Genomic DNA, 17,384 nt, shown 5'->3' with positions numbered 1-17,384 from the left:
CTCAGGCGGCGCCGCGCACGTCGAACTCGACCTTCCAGCGCTCGTCGGTGCCGCTCGGGATCGCCTCGAGCTCGAGCGTGCCGGCCTCGGTCACGCGCGCGTGCAGCTTCACGGGCACGATCTCGCCGACCGTGCGGCCGTCGGCCGGCAGCGTCGCCTGGATCTCCTCGAGTTCCTGCAGCTCCTCCGGCGACCAGTAGTCGAGCAGCGTGCCGACCTGGTCCTGGCGGCGCACCGACGACCCGAAGAAGCGGAAATGCACCGGCTCGCCGACGACGAGGCCGAACTCCTGCGGCGGCAGCGCCGCGTCGGTGCCTTCCTCCATGCCGAACGGCGCGACGCACAGCGCCTGCACCGGCGGCTCGAGCCCCGGCACCGCCGGCATCGCCGATTCGATCGCGACGTAGTACGCGCGCGCCGTGCCGCCGCGAATCCGCACGCCGCGGCCGCGCTTCACGTAGCCGTAGTACGCGGCGCCGCGCGCGACCGCGAGGTCGAGATCCGCGCCTTCGAGCAGGCGCGCGGGCGCCGCGCCTTCGGCGGCGAGCCAGCTGTTGAGCGTATCGAGCACGCGCTGCGTGAGGAGCGACGACTTGAACACGCCGCCGTTGAACAGCACCGCGGTCGGGTGCAGGAACGTCGCACCTGCCGGCAGTGCGCGCTCGACGCCTTCGAGCGTGTCGAGCGCCGCGACCTGGCGGCCGAGGAACGCCGCGAGATGGCGCGTGATGCCCGCGTCCTGCGCATACGGCAGGCCGAGCTGCGTGAGGCCGACGCGCGCGCGGCTGATCGGGCGCGCGGCCGCGTCGACCTGCGGGAAGAAGCCTTCGAGGATCGTCTGCGTGAGTTCCGCGCGGGTCAGCTCGGTGCGGATCGAGCCGCCGATCAGCTTCGAGCCGCGGCTCGGCACGACGAGCGGCACCGCGTCGGTGGACGGGTCGGACAGCAGCGTCTCCTTCGCGGCGCGGCACGCATACGTGAGCGCGCGCAGCTGCCACGGATCGGCCTGCGTGCCCTGCGTCGCGAGCTTGCGCGCGACGACGTGCGCGAGCGCGAGGTCCATGTTGTCGCCGCCGAGCAGGATGTGCTCGCCGACCGCGACGCGGTGCAGCTCGAGATTGCCGTCGCGCTCGACGACCGCGATCAGCGACAGGTCGGTCGTGCCGCCGCCGACGTCGACGCACAGGATCAGGTCGCCGACCCGCACCTGCTTGCGCCAGCCGCCCGCGCTCTTCTGGATCCAGCTGTAGAGCGCCGCCTGCGGCTCCTCGAGCAGCGTCATCCGCGCATAGCCGGCGGCCCGTGCGGCCTCGGCCGTCAGCTCGCGCGCGGCCGGGTCGAACGACGCGGGAATCGTGACCGTCACGTCCTGGTCCGCGAACGGCGCGTCCGGATGTGCGTGGTCCCACGCTTCGCGCAGGTGCGTCAGGTAGCGGATCGAGCTTTCGAGCGGCGACACGCGCGCCACCTCGGGCGGCGCGTCGCTCGGCAGGATCGCCGCGCGGCGGTCGACGCCCGGATGGCACAGCCAGCTCTTCGCGCTCGACACGAGGCGGATCGGCGTGCCGGCGCCGCGGCTGCGCGCCATCTCGCCGACCGCGAAGTTGCGCGACGCGGTCCACGGCAGCGTCAGGTCGCCCTGCGTCAGCTCGCTCTCATGCGGCAGGTAGAGGAACGACGGCAGCAGGTCGCGCGATTCGAGCGCGCCCGGCGCGGTCAGTTGCGCGATCGGCAGCACCTGCTGCGCGATCGTCTCGCCGTCGCACGCTGCCGTGTCGACGTACGACAGCGCGCAGTGCGTGGTGCCGAGGTCGATGCCGATCGAATAACGGGAATCGCTCACAGTTCCACCTCCGCCGGGGCGATCACGGATGCATCGTGGCTGCCGGTCAGCTTCGGCAGGCGCACGTCGGAAACGCGCCAGCCGCGATGGCTGACGGTGCCGCTGAACGGCGCCGCGCCGACGACGTTGCCGGTCACGCGCACCGCGGTGGCGTCGAAGCCGGCCGGCAGCGTCACGCGGCTGCCTTCGGCCTCGTCGCGCACCGGCACGATCGTGAAGTGCTCGCGCAGCGCGGCGCGGCAGCCGTCGTGCACGAGGCGCGCGGCCGCGCCGATGTCGGCGTCCGCGTAGCCGGCGATGTCTTCCTCGACGAAGTCGATGAAGCGCGCATCGCGCTGCAGCAGGCCGAGCAATTGCAGCGCGGCCTGCGGGCTCGCTTCGCGCAGCTCGGGCGCGGGCGCCTTGGCCGGTGCGGGAGGAGGTGCGGGTGCGGGCGCCGCGGCCGGTGCCGGCGCAACCGGTGCCGGTGCGATCGGTGCCGCGGCGCCGTCGCGCACGCGCAGCACGGCGGCGGCGAACTCGCGGTTGCCGAGCACGGAGAAGAACGTGCCGACGGCAAGCGACAGCCGGCCGAAGAAGGACAGGTTGGATTCGGGCATGTGGCTTGGACTCCTGTGGGCTCGCGCGCGGCGAGCAGCTTGCCTGAGCGCCCGGCAGCGGCATGCGCGGAACGCACGCCGCCCGGCCCGGCGCGTAGTTCGGGCGCGCCCTCTCGGGTGCGGAAAACCCGTATTTTGCCCTGTGGCGGGCGAATCGGGCAGAAGTCCGGGGGACGGGACACGGGCGCGACGGCTTTCGCGGCGTGCAGGAATGCGTCGGATGGCCTGCTGCAGGACGTCGGCCGCGATAGCGCGGGGGGCCGTGCCGGGCCGGAGTGGCGGTTCGCTGGCGGTTGGGATCGGCGTGCGAATGCGTTCGTGGCATGCACGCGCGAGTGCGTGTGATGGCGCAGACGCGGCATTGCGGCGACGGCGTCGGTCGTCGTCGAAACCGACGCCGTCGCGGCCGGTCATTCGCGTGAGATCGGCAGCAGAAGATACGCGGGCCGTCGTCGTGCGTATTGCCGACTGGCTACCCATCCGTCGATGCGACGCGCGGGCGCAACCGCGATCGTTGCAGGCCGGCCGCGATTGCGCATCGTTCGAACGCGCTTGCGCCGAGCGTTCGTCGGCTCGATGACTCTACGGCGATGGCGATGGCGATACCGAAGCCAAAGCCGACGCGAGCCGCAAGAGAAACGCGAACGACATGCCGCATCGCCTCGCGTCGGGCCCAGCCGACCATGAGCGCGAACCGGCAACCGCGACGGCTCGACAAAACCCGCGTGATTCAATGCGCCGAGCGCGACCATCGATCCCGGCCGCGCAGCGCACCCACGCCCGCCCAACCGATACAAAAACAGCCCGCGATTGCGCTGATCGCAATCGCGGGCCGTCCGGTTCGACGCGGGAGCGCTACGGCCTCCCGCTCGAACCTCGCGTCACTCGTGCTGCTTAGTGACCGCGGTACAGCGACTTCATCTCGTCATTCGCGCGCGGCGCGACGACCTTCGCCGGCTTGCCGGCCGCTGCGGCGCCTTGTGCGTTGTTGCCCACACCGCTGTTGTCGACACCTTGTGCGCGAGCCAGCGCATGTTGCTGATCGACGCGGGCTTGTGCGGCCTGGATGTCGTCCGGATAGTGCGGGTCTTCGCCGACCGCCGGGTTATAACCGGCCTTCTCCAGTTCGATCAGCTCGGCGCGCACTTGCGCACGGGTGAGCGGTGCGGTGTTCTGAGCGAAAACGGCGACCGGAGCGGCAAGGGCAGCAGCAACGACAACGGCTTGAATAAGGTTCTTCATGATACGTACCTCCGACTGTGTCTGGTTGTGTGGCTTCGAACACCTCGTTCGTTGCCAATGACTAAAGTTTAAGCACGTGCGCCCTCGAGAGTTATCGGGCTGCGTGGAAGTGATTGTTGCTGGCCGCGGATGGAATCCGGCGTCACAACCGCTGCGCAGCGATGGATTCCGCGCGCCAAGTGCGGTTTAATCGATGCCCGGCCACGCCAGCATCAACGGACATTTCATGCTCGACCTCGAAGATCTTCGGCTCGTTCGCGCGATCGGCGCGTCACGCTCGCTGGCGTCTGCCGCGCGCCTGCTCGACCTCACGCCGCCCGCGGTCACGCTGCGCCTGCAGCGGATGGAGGCGCGGCTCGAGGTCCGGCTCGCGGTGCGGCAGTCGAAAGGCATCGCGCTGACCGACGAAGGGCAGCGGCTGTACCAGGAAGCCGTCGCGATTCTCGAGCGCGTCGAAGCGTTGCCGCTCAGCCTCTCCGGCGATCACGGCGACGTGCAAGGCACGCTGCGCGTCGTCGCGCCGTTCGGCTTCGGGCGCAAGTACGTCGCGCGCATCGTGCGCGACGTGCAGCGTGCGCATCCGAAGCTCGAGATCTCGCTGCATCTGTCGGAGAGCCCGTTGACGAGCGCGTCGGGCGCCGATGTGGTGATCCACGTCGGCAGCCTGAAATCGTCGTCGTGGATCGGCTATCCGCTCGCGCCCAACGAACGCTTCCTGTGCGCAAGCCCCGGTTACGCACGCCGCATCGGCGCACTGAGCCATCCGTCCGACCTCGCCCGCTACGACTGCCTGTGCCTGCGCGAGAACGACGAAGACATCGTCCGCTGGCGCTTCTCGCAAGCCGGCGACGGCGAAGGCGACGCCAGGCGCTCGGCCGTGATCCGCGTGACGGGCGCGCTGTCGTCGAACGACGGCACCGTGATCACCGACTGGGCGCTCGCGGGGCTCGGCATCGTCGAACGCTCCGAATGGGACGTCGCGCCGCTGCTGGCGAGCGGCAAGCTGGTCAGGCTGCTGCCCGACTGGCATCTGCCGCCCGCGCCGGTGACCGCGCTGCTGCCGTCGCGCACGGGCCGTTCCGCGCGACAACGGGTGTTCCTCGAAGCGGCCACGCAATTTCTCGCGCCGCCGCCGTGGCGCGCGAAGGTGCCGCCGCCCGCCCCTCATTAAATTGGTGTTAATGACCGATTTCCGCCGCGTTAAACCCGCGGCGAGTCGAACGCCGTAGAGTGTGTGCGTCGCCAACCATCGAGGCAACGCATCATGGGCATCCCCACCGTCACCACCCCCGCCGCACTGATCGACGTCGATCGGATGCACGCCAACATCGCGCGCTTGCACGCGCATCTGGACGCATTCGGCGTCGCGTTCCGGCCGCACGTGAAGACGACCAAGTGCCAACAGGTCGTGGACGCGCAGATCGCGGCCGGCGCGCGCGGCATCACGGTGTCGACGCTGAAGGAGGCCGAGCAGTTCTTCGCGAGCGGCGTGCGCGACATCGTCTATGCGGTCGGGATGATTCCCGCCCGGCTCCCGCAGGCGCTCGCGCTGCGCCGGCGCGGCTGCGACCTGAAGATCGTCGCCGACAGCCTGCACACCGCGCAGGCGATCGCGGCGTTCGGCCGCGAGCATGGCGAGCGCTTCGAAGTCTGGATCGAGATCGACGTCGACGGTCACCGTTCGGGGATCCGCCCCGACGACGACTTGCTGATCGACGTGGGGCGCACGCTCGCCGCTGGCGGCATGACGCTCGGCGGCGTCCTGGCTCACGCCGGCTCGAGCTACGAATACGACACGCACGACGCGCTGGTCGCGATCGCCGAACAGGAGCGCGCGCGCACCGTGCACGCCGCGCAGCGCCTGCGGGCGGCGGGCTTGCCGTGCGACGTCGTCAGCATCGGCTCGACGCCGACCGCGCTGTCCGCGGCGAACCTCGACGGCGTGACGGAAGTCCGCGCGGGCGTGTACGTGATGTTCGACCTCGTGATGCACAACATCGGCGTGTGCGCGCTGTCCGACATCGCGCTGTCGGTGCTGACCACCGTCATCGGCCACCAGGAAGAGAAAGGCTGGGCGATCGTCGATGCGGGCTGGATGGCGATGAGCCGCGATCGCGGCACGCAGCGGCAGGCGCGGGACTTCGGCTACGGTCAGGTGTGCACTGAAGCCGGCGACGCGCTCGACGGCTATCTGATGAGCTCGGCGAATCAGGAGCATGGGATCGTGTCGCGCAGCGGCACGCCGGATCCGGATATCGCGAAGCGGTTTCCGATCGGCACCCGCTTGCGGATTCTGCCGAATCACGCGTGCGCGACCGGTGCGCAACATCCGGAATACCGTGCGCTGACGCGCGACGGCGCGACGCAGACTTGGCCGCGTTTCTACGGGTGGTAAAAGCGCCGGCCATCGCGGCCGTTGCGATTCAACGTCGAGGCAACCGTTTGTTCAACGACAGTCGCCTCATCGAATTCCACTTTGCATCATCTTTCCACAGGCTCGCCCGCCATGCCGTCAGACGCCCAGCTCCTGCTTCTCGATCGTGATGCCGTCGGGCCCGCGCTTCAGGCCGAACAGGTGACGGCGGCCGTGCGCGACGCTTTCCTGCTGCACAGTCGGCGCGCCGGGCGCGTCTTCCCGGTGGTCCGCGAGAAGCTGCACACGGGCGGCGTATTCGGCATCAAGTCCGGCGACGTCGCAAGCCAGGACCTTCTCGGATTCAAGGCGGCCGGATTCTGGCCAGGCAACCGGGGCCGGGGCGGCGAGCCTCACCAGGCAACCGTCGCGCTGTTCGACCCGCACACGGGCCGGCCGCTGTGCATCATGGACGGCAATGCGATCACCACCGCGCGGACCGGTGCGGCGGGCGGCCTCGGGCTGCAGCTGCTTGCGCGCCCCGAAAGCGCCCGAATCTGCGTGTTCGGCACGGGGGTGCAGGCGCGCGTCCAGCTCGACCGGACGCTCGCGCTGCTGCCGCAGCGTTGCACGGTGCAGTACGTGAACGTCAGCGGCGAACCGGAGCCGGGGTTCGAGTCGGCATTCAGCGCACGCTGCGACATCCGGGCCGCGCGCGACCGCAACGATGCGGTGGCCGGCAGCGACGTGGTGATCACGGCGACGCCCGGCCGCGGCCCGCTGTTCGACGCCGCCGCAGTGCAGCCGGGCACCCACCTGACTTGCGTGGGCGCCGACACGGCAGGCAAGCGCGAACTTCCCGAACACCTGTTGGCGCGCGCGCGAATCTTCGTCGACGATCACGAGCAGGCGCGCAGCATCGGCGAATGCCAATGGGCGCCCGAGCTGCCGCGCATCGAGATCGGCGACGTGCTCGCGGGCGTCGTCACGGTCGATCGTGCGGCGCACGACATCACCGTGTTCGACATGACGGGCCTCGCGCTACAGGATCTGACCGTCGCGCGCGTCGTCTATCGACAGGCCGTCGAGCACGGCGCAGGCCACCGCGTTCCGTGGCCATGGTGAGCGCCGCCGCGCGCGGCAGGTTGCGTCGCCATGCGGTCATCTCGCGTATGCGCAAGCACGTTTGACTTCGACGATGCGTTGCGGTGCGCGCATGCGGCTCGACACGCGCGCACGAGCCCAACGGATACGACCTTCAGCGCGCACGAGGCAAATTGCGTCGACGACGCACCGCCGATCGACATCGCCCGCTCCGCTCACAACCCGTCGATCCCGAGTCGCGCCTTCGGCAGCCCCAACGAAGCGGCGTGACGGCGCCCGCCCCGTCACGCCGCCTGACGCGCCTGCGCGATCCGTTGCGGCGCCTTCGGGCGCGCATACAGGCGTTCGAGATACGCCTGCAATTGCGGGAACGTATCGAGCAACTGGCATTCGCCGGCCCAGTCGATCAGATAGGCCGTCACGCAGTCGGCAACCGTCAGCGCGTCGCCGACGATGAACGCACGCCCGTCGAGATGCCTGTCGAGGATCGCCGCCATGTTCACGAAATCCTCCCGCGCCAGCGCGATATCGGCCGGCAGGCGCTTGTCCGGCGGATAGAGCATCGTGTGCCGGGTGATTCTCCACAGCGGCTGCTCGAGCTCGGTGACCGCGAACATGACCCAGCGATAGGCCTGCGCCCGCGCGGCGAGATCGACCGGCAGCAGCGCCTTCTGCGGGTACTTGTCCGCGAGATACAGCACGATTGCCGCCGATTCGGGAATCACGAGGTCGCCGTCCACCAGCACGGGGACCTTGCCCGCGGGATTGAGGCGCAGGAATTCGGGCCGCTTGTGCTCGCCCTCGAGCAGGTTGACCGAGATGAATTCGAAATCCGCATCGAGCTCCTTGAGCCCCCATAGCGCGCGCTGCGAACGGGTTCCGGCGAATCCGTAAAGCTTCATCGCAATGTCTCCGTCCAGATTGTGTGTCATGTCGCGCGGGCCGCGTCGTGTCCGACCACGGCCGGCGTCGGTCGCGCGCAGCGCGTGCCGCCGCTCACATGCCGGGCACCGGCAGAATCGGCATCACGTCGATCGTCTCGCCCGGAAAGATCGTGAAATGCGGATGGCTTTCGAACATCCTGGCCGCGTCTTCGTGCGAAGCGGCGCGCACGACCGTAAAGGCCGTCAGCGCGTTGGCCGTATCGGCGATGCCGTGCTCGCCGATCGTCTTGGTCTTGCCGAGCGGCCCGCCGAGCTCGACGATCGCATCGCGATGCCGGTCGACCCACGCATGCCACGCGGCCATTCCGTCCCGCTCGCGTGCGCGCCGCTCGTCCTCCGACAGCGCGAGCCACGCCTTCATGGGCGCACTGTCCTTGCTGCCGACGAAAACCGCGAGATACAACTGCTGTCGAGCATCCATGCTTCCTCCGTCCGGTGGCGGGCGCGGCAGGCTGCCGCACCTCGCCCTTGACACAATAGGTTGATATCAACACAATTGCAACATGTCCCGTACAGCCAGGCTCCCCTTCGAAACGACGCTGATGGTGCGCGACTGCTGCCTGTGCCTGCACATGCAGCGGGCGGCGCGCAACCTCGCGCGCATCTTCGACGACGCGCTGCGTCCGCTCGACCTCACGAACGGGCAGTTCTCGCTGCTGATGTCGCTGAACCGGCCGCAGCCGGCGACGATGAAATACGTGGCGTCGCTGCTGGCGATGGATCGCACGACGCTGACGGCCGCGCTCAAGCCGCTCGAGCGGCGCGGGCTGCTCACGATCGCTCAGGATCCGGACGACGGGCGCAGCCGTCTGCTCGAACTCACGCCGGCCGGCCGCCAGCTGCTCGCCGACGCGTTTCCGCTGTGGCAGCAAGCGCATGCCGACATCGAAAAGTCGTTCGCACCGGAGCAAGTCGACGTGCTGCGCGACCAGTTGCGCATGCTGTCGGAAGACCCGGCGACGCGCGGCTGAGGCGCGCGTCATAGCTGGTTGATGCAGCGGGTTGATGCTTGCCGCAGCCGGGCGGCAGCGGGCCGATCGGCCCGCGTGCACGTCACTCGGCGAGCGCCGCCGCGACGCCGGCGCGCTTCGGCACGCCCGTCACGATCGTCGCGACCGCGACGGCCAGCACGACCGCCGCGCCGACGAACACCCCCGCCGCGCCGTTCGCATCGAACACCACGCCGCCCGCCGCCGCACCGGTCGCGATCGCCAGCTGAACCGCCGCGACGATCAGCCCGCCCGCGCTCTCCGCCTCATCCGGCACCGTGCGCGTGACCCACGTCGACCACGCAACCGGCACGCCCCCGAACGCCATCCCCCACAGCGCGACCAGCACCGCGTCGACGAGCGGCGCGCGGCCGAGCGCGACCAGCGCGACGCCGAGCACGACCATCAGCGCGGGCATCGCGATCAGCATCGGCCGCAGCCGGTGCTCGAGCACGCGGCCGGCGAGCGACGTGCCGACGAAGTTCGCGACGCCGTAGCCGAGCAGGATCGCCGACAACCCGTTCACGCCGACGCCCGCGACCTGCTCGAGAAACGGCCGCAGATACGTGAAGAACGCGAAATGCCCGGTGAACACGAGCGTCGTCGCGAACATCCCGAGGCCGACCGTCGGCCGCCGCAGCACGTCGACCAGCGTGCGCAGCCGCGTCGTGCCGGACGGCGCCATGCCGGGCAGCGTCGCGACCTGCGCCGCGAGCGCGACGACGCCGAGCGCGGCCGCGATCAGGAACACGTTGCGCCAGCCGATCAGGTGACCGAAATAGCTGCCGAGCGGCGCGGCCGCGATCGTCGCGACGGCCACGCCGCTGAAGATGACCGACAGCGCGCGCGGCACCATCGCGGTCGGCACGAGCCGCATCGCGGTCGCGGTCGACATGGTCCAGAAGCCGCCGAGCGCTATGCCGAGCAGCACGCGGCCGATCAGGATCGTCGTCAGGTTGGTCGCGAACGCGACGGCGAGATTGGACACGACCAGCAGCGCCGAGAACGCGAGCAGCACGCGCCGCCGGTCGATGGTGCGGGTCGCGGCGGCGATCAGCAGGCTCGTCACGAGCGCGACCGTCGCGGTCGCCGTGACCGCCTGGCCGGCGATGCCTTCCGTCACGCCGAGGCTCTCAGCCATCGGCGTGAGCAGGCTCGCCGGCAGGAATTCCGCCGTGACGAGCCCGAACACGCCGAGCGTCATCGCGAAAACCGCGCCCCACGCAGGCTCGCCGGGCGCCGCCGTCGAGCCGGCGGGCTGATTGATCGGATTCATGCGTCGTTCCATTCCGTAAAAAGGTGCCAATGACCGCGTATCGTAAGGAACGACGACAGGACGGTCTATGACATACAATCCGCAAATATTGATCGATCGTCCGAAACCGATGGCAGACCCGCAGATCGCCGCCCCACCCGCCGCACCCGTGTCCGACGCGCACGACCTCGTCAGCGAACTGCTGCTCGGGATGCGCCTGAGCGGCGTCCAGTACCGCCGCATCCAGGTCGCGCGGCCGTTCGGCGTGCGCTTCGACAACGCGCGCGGCCGCGCGCAATTCCACTTCGTCGGGCGCGGGCCGGTGCTGCTGCGCACGTCGGGCGGCGCAACCTACCGGCTCGAAGCCGGCGACGCGATCCTGCTGCCGCACGGCGGCGAGCATGCGCTGGTGTCGGAGCCGGACGCGCCGTGCCGCGAAATCGACGGCTTCGCGGCCGCGAAAATCTGCGACACGGTCGCGTCGGTCGACGCCGCAACGCGCAGCGCCGCGGGCGCGGATGCCGGCGACGCGCTGATCTTCAGCGGCTGCATGGAGCTCGATCTCGGCGGCATGCAGCCGCTCGTCGCGACGATGCCCGAGGTGATGCTGGTCGGCACGCTGCTCGCCCGCTATCCCGAGCTCCGGACGATGCTCGACGCGATGGAGCGCGAGTCGTGCACCGAGCGCGCGGGATTCGCGGGCATCCTCGCGCGGCTCGCGGACGTGGTGGCCGCGTTCATCGTGCGCGGCTGGGTCGAATGCGGCTGCGGCGCCGCGACCGGCTGGGTGCAGGCGCTGCGCGATCCGAAGCTCGGCCGCGCGATCGTCGCGCTGCATCGCGAACCGGGCCGCACCTGGAGCGTCGCCGAACTCGCGGCCGAAGCCGGCGTGTCGCGCTCGGTGTTCGCCGAGCGGTTTCTCGCTGCGACCGGGATGACGCCCGTGCGCTACCTGACCGAGCTGCGGATGCGGCTCGCCGCGCAATGGATCGCGCGCGATCGCGAACCGATCGAGACGGTTGCGTATCGGCTCGGGTATGGGTCGCTCGCGGCGTTCAGCCGCGCGTTCAAGCGGGTGGTCGGCCGGCCGCCCGGTGCGGTGCGTGCGGAGGGCGATGCGCGGGCGGAGGTTTAGGGGGAGTGGCTCGGTCGATGCGGCGGGGCTGGGTTTGGTTGCCGCGGCGTTGGTTTCGACCGCGCCTCCCATCACACCGCACTCGACGCTCACCGTTGCCCGACCCGCACGACGATCTGTGCCTGCGTATCGCGTTCGATACGCTCCAGCGAACCGCGCAACGCCGCGAACACTTCAGGTGAACAAACCTGTGTGCCGAACGCCGCCGTCATCCGGCGCGTGACCTGCACGATGCGCGCGACCGGGTCGAACACGTAATGCGACGTGAAGTCGACGAAGCGCCCATGCACGATCGTGTCGGCCGGCAGGTCCGTCAGCGCCGCGCCGGCCGGCAGCGCGATCTGGCCGGTCTCGTCGAACGTGCCGCCGATGCAGGTCCATGGTTGCGTGCGCATCGGTTCGGCGAGCCACCCTTCGATCTGCGTCGCGATCCCGCCGGTCAGGCTCGACAGCGCCGGCACCGCGGTCGTGCCGTCCGGCCAGACGACGTGGTCGAGCGTGCCGGCAAACGTCACGTCGAACGGGCCGTCCGTCGCGCGGCGATCGCTCGTCTCGATCTGCGCGCGGCCGCGCAGCCCGGTTTGCCGCAGGCGTTCGTTCGCGAGCTGACCGATCCGCTCGGCCGGCGCACGGCGGAACACGTTGCGCTCGAGTTCGGCGGTCCAGCCGTCGTCTTCGACGAATGCGTGGAACGGCGCGGCGCCCGCCTGCGCCGCATCGATCGCGAGCCGCGCGGTGCGGCGCCGCGGCTGCGTGGCCGGCGTGCGCGCCAGCACGCCGGTGTCGACGAGCAGCGCCGGCCGGTCCATCACGATCGGCGGCAGGTAGCCGAACGCGATGCCGCCGGTGGTCGTGTCGGCGTACAGCCCGAGATCGGGCAGCCACGTGATCGCGTGATTGACCGCGCCGCCGCCGTAGCCCGGCACCGACGGCAGCGTATACACGGACCCGAGGTTGAGCAGCACCGGCTCGCTGCGGATGCCGACCGCCGCGAGCAGCGCGCCGAACAGCGCGACATGATCCTTGCAGTCGCCGTAGCGGTTGCGCAGGATGTCGGTCACGCGGTGCGGCGCGGCGGCGGTCTCGCCGAGAAACAGCGCGACGTAGCGCACGTTCGCCCGCACCCAGTCGTACAGGATGCGCGCCTTGTCGTGCGGGTCGGACGCGTTCGCGGTGAGCGCGCGCGCAAGCTGCACGACTGCGGGATCGTCCACGCCCGGGTCCACCGCCGCGTCGCGGTAGCGCGCGGCGAACGCGGCATAGTCGGGCAGCGTCGACACCATCAGCCGGTCGCCGTCGGTCGGATAGCCGACCGCGCCGAGCTCGATCCGGTCATACGGGCCGTGACGGTATTCGAACGCGTAGCGCGTGCGGCCGTTCGCGGTCACCGGCGGCAACGCGACGTAGCCGCGCGCGTCGGCATGGAGCGGCATGTCGGCCGGCACGTCGAAAACCAGCCGCTGGTAATCGACCGGATCGCGCGACGGCTCGACGAAGTAGCCGAAAAAACCGGGATTGAGCGGCCGGGTCCGCACCTTGCGGAACGCGACGCGCGTGCGCGAACCGGCTTCGACGCCGGGGAACACGACCGTGCGCAGCACGCCGTCCTGAAACGTCGGCGCGCCGGCGGAACGCGGCTCCTGCACGTCGCGGATCGCGTCCGGGCCGACCGGATGCGCGACGCCGTCGCGATCGAGCGTCTGCGCCGCGAGCAGGTCGACCTTCTCGAGATCCTTGTCGAACCACACGTAGCGCTGCGCGATCGCGTCGATGCCGTTCGCGTTGTTCGCGCGCAGCGTCGCATCGTCGTGCTCCTCGAGCGAGCCGTCGCGCTGGATCACGAATTCGTGGACATCGTCGACGAGCGTGACGGGCGCCGCGTCGCCCGTGTCGGCGGCGGGCACGGGGCGCGCGGCGGTCAGCGCGACGGCGGCGACCGCCGCCCATGCAAAGGCGCGACGCGGCCCGCTGCCGGACCGGCGGAAGGGAAATCGCACCACGTCGAAGCGCTCCAACGCGTGGGGGTTCGGGTCAGGAATTCGGCCGGCGTATCGGCGCCGGCTGCAACGAGCGCGAGCCGATGAGGTCGGCTCGCTCAGTTCGAGCAGCCAGTGTGTTCGCCGCACCGCCCAGCGTCAACCCGCCCGGCATTCGCTCGCCCCGCACGAAACCACCCTGCCCATCGCCGCCGCCGCGCGGCAAGCGCACGCGCGCGGCACCACCCCTCCCTCTCCACTCGCGCGATCACATCGCTCGCCGCGTGCGCGGCTCGCGTAAGCGCCCAACTCGTGCGTTGTTCCCCGCATTTCGGCATTTGTGCGCGCGCAACAATGGCGGTGCCTCGCGACCGGCGCCGTCCGGGGGCCTGTTTTTCCGCGACGCCGGCCGCGGCGCTTTCCGAAGAACCACATCTCACGAGGACATACCATGCAACTCCAATCCCATCCGGCGTGCCGTCCGTTCCATGAAGCAGGCGAACTCACGCAATTGACCGCGTTCTACGAAGAAGGCCGCAACGTCATGTGGATGATGCTTCGCTCCGAACCGCGGCCGTGCTTCAACCAGCAGCTCGTGACCGACATCATCCATCTCGCGCGCGTCGCACGGGAGACCGGGCTGCCATTCGACTTCTGGGTGACGGGCTCGCTCGTCCCCGAGCTGTTCAACGTCGGAGGCGACCTGAGCTTCTTCGTCGACGCGATCCGCAGCGGCAGGCGCGACCAGCTGGTCGCGTATGCGCGCTCCTGCATCGACGGTGTATTCGAGATCTACACGGGCTTCGGCGCCGGCGCGATCTCGATCGCGATGGTCGAGGGCAGCGCGCTCGGCGGCGGTTTCGAGGCCGCGCTCGCGCACCACTACGTGCTCGCGCAGAAGGGCGTGAAGCTCGGCTTCCCCGAGATCGCGTTCAACCTGTTCCCGGGGATGGGCGGCTATTCGCTCGTCGCGCGCAAGGCGCACCGGCGCCTCGCGGAGGGGAACTGATCGCGAACGGCGAGCCGCACGTCGCCGAGTGGTACGCGGATCACGGCCTCGTCGACCAGACGTTCGAAGCGGGCGACGCGTTTCTCGCGACGCGCACCTTCATCGACGTGCTGCGGCCGAAGCTGAACGGCGTTCGCGCGATGCTGCGCGCACGTCAGCGCGTGTTCCCGCTGTCGCGGGCCGAACTGATGGACATCACGGAGGACTGGGTGCGGGCGGCGTTCACGATCGAGCCGAAGGATCTCGCGTATATGGAACGCCTCGTGATGCTGCAGAACCGGCGCGTGTCGAAGCTGCGCACGGTGTGATGCCGGCCGTCGCCTGACGGCACGGCATGATGGGAAAGTTCAGGCGATGAGCCTGAACTTTCTCTTTTCGGTAAGCCACTGCTCGAACGCCTGCGCGGCCATCGGCCGCGCGAAGTAGTAGCCCTGCGCCTGATCGACGTCGATCTGCTTGAGAAAATCGGCTTCGGCGCGCGTCTCGACGCCTTCGGCCACCACCGAGAAATTCAGCGCGCGCGCCAGCGCCACCACCGAGTGCACCAGCGCCTGCGAACGCGGATTGCGGTCGATGCCGGTGATGAAGCTGCGGTCGAGCTTGATCGTGTCGAGCGGCAGGCGCGACAGCTGCGACAGCGACGAATAGCCGGTGCCGAAATCGTCGAGGTGGATCTCCGCGCCGAGCAGGCGGAACTGCTTCATCAACGCGAGCGCCGCGCCTTCGTCTTCGATGAAGCAGCTTTCGGTCAACTCGATGTCGAGCAGGCCCGGCTTCAGGCCCGCCTCGTCGAGAATCGTCGCGAACTGGCGCACGATGTTCAGGTCCTGCAACTGCCGCGCGGACACGTTGATCGCGATGCGCGTCTCGAGCCCCCTCTCCTTCCACGCGGCCGCCTGTTCCGCCGCGGTGTGCATCACCCAGCGGCCGAGCGGCGCGATCAGCCCGGACTCCTCCGCGAACTGGATGAACTCGACCGGCGCGACGAGCCCGCGTTCCGGCGACTGCCAGCGGATCAGCGCCTCGACGCCATGCACGTCGCCCGTCGCGAGGTCGACGATCGGCTGGTAATGCAGCACGAACTGCTCCTCTTCGAGCGCCTTGCGCAGGTTCGTGTCGAGCCACATGTACTTCGCGACCTTCTGGTTCATCTCCACCGAGAACACGCGATACGTGTGCTTGCCGGCTTCCTTCGCGACGTACATCGCGGTGTCGGCGCTGCGGATCAGCGTTTCGAGCGTGTCGCCGTGCTGCGGATACATCGCGATGCCGATCGAGCAGCTCGTATACACCTCCATCAGCCCGAGATGGATCGGCGTGCGCAGCCGCTCGAGGATCACCTGCGCGGTCGCCTCCAGCAGCGGGCGCGTGCCGCGCGAGAACAGCACCAGGAATTCGTCGCCGCCGAGGCGCGCCAGCGTCGCATTCTCCGGCAGGCAGCCGGCGATGATCGCCGACACGTCCTTCAGCAGCCGGTCGCCGGTGATGTGCCCGTAGTGATCGTTGACGCGCTTGAAGTTGTCGAGATCGAGGAACAGGATGCCGACCTGGAGCAGGTTATCGCCGGGGTCGCCGGCCAGCACGGTCTTGATCTGCTCGCTGATCGCATGGCGGTTCGGCAGGCCGGTGAGCACGTCGGTGTTCGCGAGCTCGATGAGCCGCTGCTGCGCCTTGCGCTCCTCGGTGATGTCGATGCCCGAGCAGATCAGGAACTGCTCGTCGACGCCGCTGCCGCTCTGCACGAACTTGTTGCGGAACTGGAACAGGCGCGGGCCGTTGATGGTGTTGATGTAGCGCTCGACCGAGAACGGCTTGTTGCTCGAGAAGAAACCGCTGATGTTGGTGCGCGACTGCGCGCCCTGGTCCTCGCTCATGAACAGCTCGAACGCGCTGCGGCCGACCACGTCGACTTCGCGCCGGCCGGTCACTTCCTCGCACAGGCGGTTGAAGCGCTGCACGATGCCGTTGCGGTCGAGGATCACGACGAGCGAATTGACTTCGGAGACGACCTGCTCCGCAAATGCGAGGCCATGCGCGAGATCGCGCGCGACCGACTCGGTGTCCGAATATGCGCACGCGGTGCCGGCCCAGTCGGCCGTCGTGAGCTTCTTGCCGACGAGGTGGAGGCTGACCGGATCGCCGAACAGCTTGATGTCGAGCACGAGGTGGGTGGTCACGCCGGTCAGCGCGCGGATCCGCGCGGCCTGCTCGCCGGTCAGCGCGACGGCGACATTGGTACAGCCGCGCTGCGCGGCCAGCTCGAGCGCATTGCTGTCGCTGCCCAGGCGCCAGCACGGGCTGCGCGTGCCGAAGTGCGCCTCGAGTACCGCGCAATCGTTTTCGTCATCCATCGACACGCCCCGATCCAGAAAAAACGCATAGTGTAGACGGAGGCGAGCCATCTGCCATCGGTCGCTGCAGGTGCACCGTGCATGCGCGGCGGCGCAGTCGTGACGACAGGGACAGCGGCCCTCGTTCCGTACGTGTTTTCAACCAATGCGACCCGGCATTCGCGCTCGACGCGCGCAGGATTATTCAAACGAATGATGTAACCCATCTTATCAAATGACGATGCGGATTGACACTCACATTTGACGGCGAGTGTCAAGGAATCACGCAATGATTGACAACGATTTTCCATGAATGCGCGCCGCATCGCGCCCGCGACTTGCGCGGGCGTCGAAGCACGTGGTGGGGGCCGTCGGGAAGCCGCGTCCGGCGGGCTTTGCGGCGCAGCGGACGAGCGCGGCAATCGAGCGGCGGTCACGTGCCCAGCCGGGGTCGGAACGCAATGCGGATTAGCGCTTAAAGCCGTATTTTTATTGCCGTACGCATGAGAATGCACGCGTAGTGGCGCATATTAATTCCCGTCCCGTTGCGGCGTTCCATCGGACGAATCGCATCCATATCGGCACGCGGGCGGCGACGCGACGCG

The 17,384-nt window shown here is 69.2% G+C and carries 13 protein-coding genes and 1 pseudogene; 6 read left to right on the top strand and 8 right to left on the bottom strand.

Annotated features, from left to right (window positions below):
• Position 1: 1 nt before the first annotated feature.
• From WJ35_RS21360 to WJ35_RS21350, 3 genes are all read right to left on the bottom strand, one after another.
• On the bottom strand, positions 2–1,843 hold the full coding sequence (locus WJ35_RS21360; protein WP_060235543.1) for an Hsp70 family protein: 1,842 nt from the start codon (positions 1,841–1,843) through the stop codon (positions 2–4).
• Positions 1,840–2,442 carry a DUF2760 domain-containing protein gene (locus WJ35_RS21355; RefSeq protein WP_069239939.1) on the bottom strand — a complete coding sequence of 201 codons (603 nt, stop codon included), beginning with the start codon at positions 2,440–2,442 and terminating at the stop codon, positions 1,840–1,842. Before WJ35_RS21355 ends, WJ35_RS21360 begins: the two co-directional genes overlap by 4 nt.
• 894 nt (positions 2,443–3,336) lie before the next feature.
• Complete coding sequence (locus WJ35_RS21350; protein ID WP_011881381.1) at positions 3,337–3,684, bottom strand: DUF4148 domain-containing protein; 348 nt, start codon at positions 3,682–3,684, stop codon at positions 3,337–3,339.
• 226 nt (positions 3,685–3,910) lie between these two features.
• On the opposite strand from WJ35_RS21350, the gene WJ35_RS21345 reads away from it, so the two are divergent.
• From WJ35_RS21345 to WJ35_RS21335, 3 genes are all read left to right on the top strand, one after another.
• Entirely contained in the window at positions 3,911–4,855 is a 945-nt protein-coding gene (locus tag WJ35_RS21345; protein ID WP_014724475.1) for a LysR family transcriptional regulator, read from the top strand.
• A 93-nt stretch (positions 4,856–4,948) separates the two neighbouring features.
• Positions 4,949–6,079, top strand: coding sequence for a DSD1 family PLP-dependent enzyme (locus WJ35_RS21340; RefSeq protein ID WP_011881379.1), 1,131 nt, complete (start codon positions 4,949–4,951; stop codon positions 6,077–6,079).
• A gap of 111 nt (positions 6,080–6,190) precedes the next feature.
• Complete coding sequence (locus WJ35_RS21335) at positions 6,191–7,162, top strand: ornithine cyclodeaminase family protein (protein ID WP_069239938.1); 972 nt, start codon at positions 6,191–6,193, stop codon at positions 7,160–7,162.
• 263 nt (positions 7,163–7,425) lie between these two features.
• On the opposite strand, the gene WJ35_RS21330 is transcribed toward WJ35_RS21335, so the two are convergent.
• Positions 7,426–8,043 (bottom strand): glutathione S-transferase family protein, encoded by a 618-nt coding sequence (locus WJ35_RS21330; RefSeq protein WP_069239937.1) that lies wholly within the window; start codon positions 8,041–8,043, stop codon positions 7,426–7,428.
• Between the two features lie 94 nt (positions 8,044–8,137).
• Positions 8,138–8,506 (bottom strand): hypothetical protein, encoded by a 369-nt coding sequence (locus WJ35_RS21325; protein WP_069239936.1) that lies wholly within the window; start codon positions 8,504–8,506, stop codon positions 8,138–8,140.
• Between the two features lie 82 nt (positions 8,507–8,588).
• Between WJ35_RS21325 and WJ35_RS21320 the strand changes: the two genes are divergently transcribed.
• Complete coding sequence (locus WJ35_RS21320) at positions 8,589–9,056, top strand: MarR family winged helix-turn-helix transcriptional regulator (protein ID WP_069239935.1); 468 nt, start codon at positions 8,589–8,591, stop codon at positions 9,054–9,056.
• Between the two features lie 82 nt (positions 9,057–9,138).
• Here WJ35_RS21320 and WJ35_RS21315 read toward each other — a convergent pair whose 3' ends face one another.
• A complete protein-coding gene (locus WJ35_RS21315; protein ID WP_069239934.1) occupies positions 9,139–10,350 on the bottom strand; it encodes an MFS transporter in 1,212 nt (403 codons plus the stop codon).
• A 67-nt stretch (positions 10,351–10,417) separates the two neighbouring features.
• Here WJ35_RS21315 and WJ35_RS21310 point away from each other — a divergent pair, with 67 nt between their 5' ends.
• Positions 10,418–11,464, top strand: a complete 1,047-nt coding sequence (locus WJ35_RS21310) for an AraC family transcriptional regulator (protein WP_069239933.1) — start codon at positions 10,418–10,420, stop codon at positions 11,462–11,464.
• 89 nt (positions 11,465–11,553) lie between these two features.
• Here WJ35_RS21310 and WJ35_RS21305 read toward each other — a convergent pair whose 3' ends face one another.
• A complete protein-coding gene (locus WJ35_RS21305; RefSeq protein ID WP_069240592.1) occupies positions 11,554–13,464 on the bottom strand; it encodes a DUF3857 domain-containing transglutaminase family protein in 1,911 nt (636 codons plus the stop codon).
• 427 nt (positions 13,465–13,891) lie between these two features.
• On the opposite strand from WJ35_RS21305, the pseudogene WJ35_RS21300 reads away from it, so the two are divergent.
• Positions 13,892–14,757: pseudogene (locus WJ35_RS21300) on the top strand (crotonase/enoyl-CoA hydratase family protein).
• A gap of 39 nt (positions 14,758–14,796) precedes the next feature.
• Here the strand turns inward: WJ35_RS21300 and pdeR are convergent.
• The gene (pdeR, locus tag WJ35_RS21295) at positions 14,797–16,800 is read right to left on the bottom strand and encodes a cyclic di-GMP phosphodiesterase (RefSeq protein ID WP_069239932.1); all 2,004 of its coding nucleotides are present in this window, start codon (positions 16,798–16,800) and stop codon (positions 14,797–14,799) included.
• Positions 16,801–17,384 lie beyond the last annotated feature (584 nt).

Origin of the sequence: Burkholderia ubonensis (assembly GCF_001718695.1) — a bacterium.
Lineage (GTDB): Bacteria > Pseudomonadota > Gammaproteobacteria > Burkholderiales > Burkholderiaceae > Burkholderia > Burkholderia ubonensis_B.
Note: the sequence above shows the minus strand (reverse complement) of the source record. Positions and strands in the feature narration are given on the sequence as shown.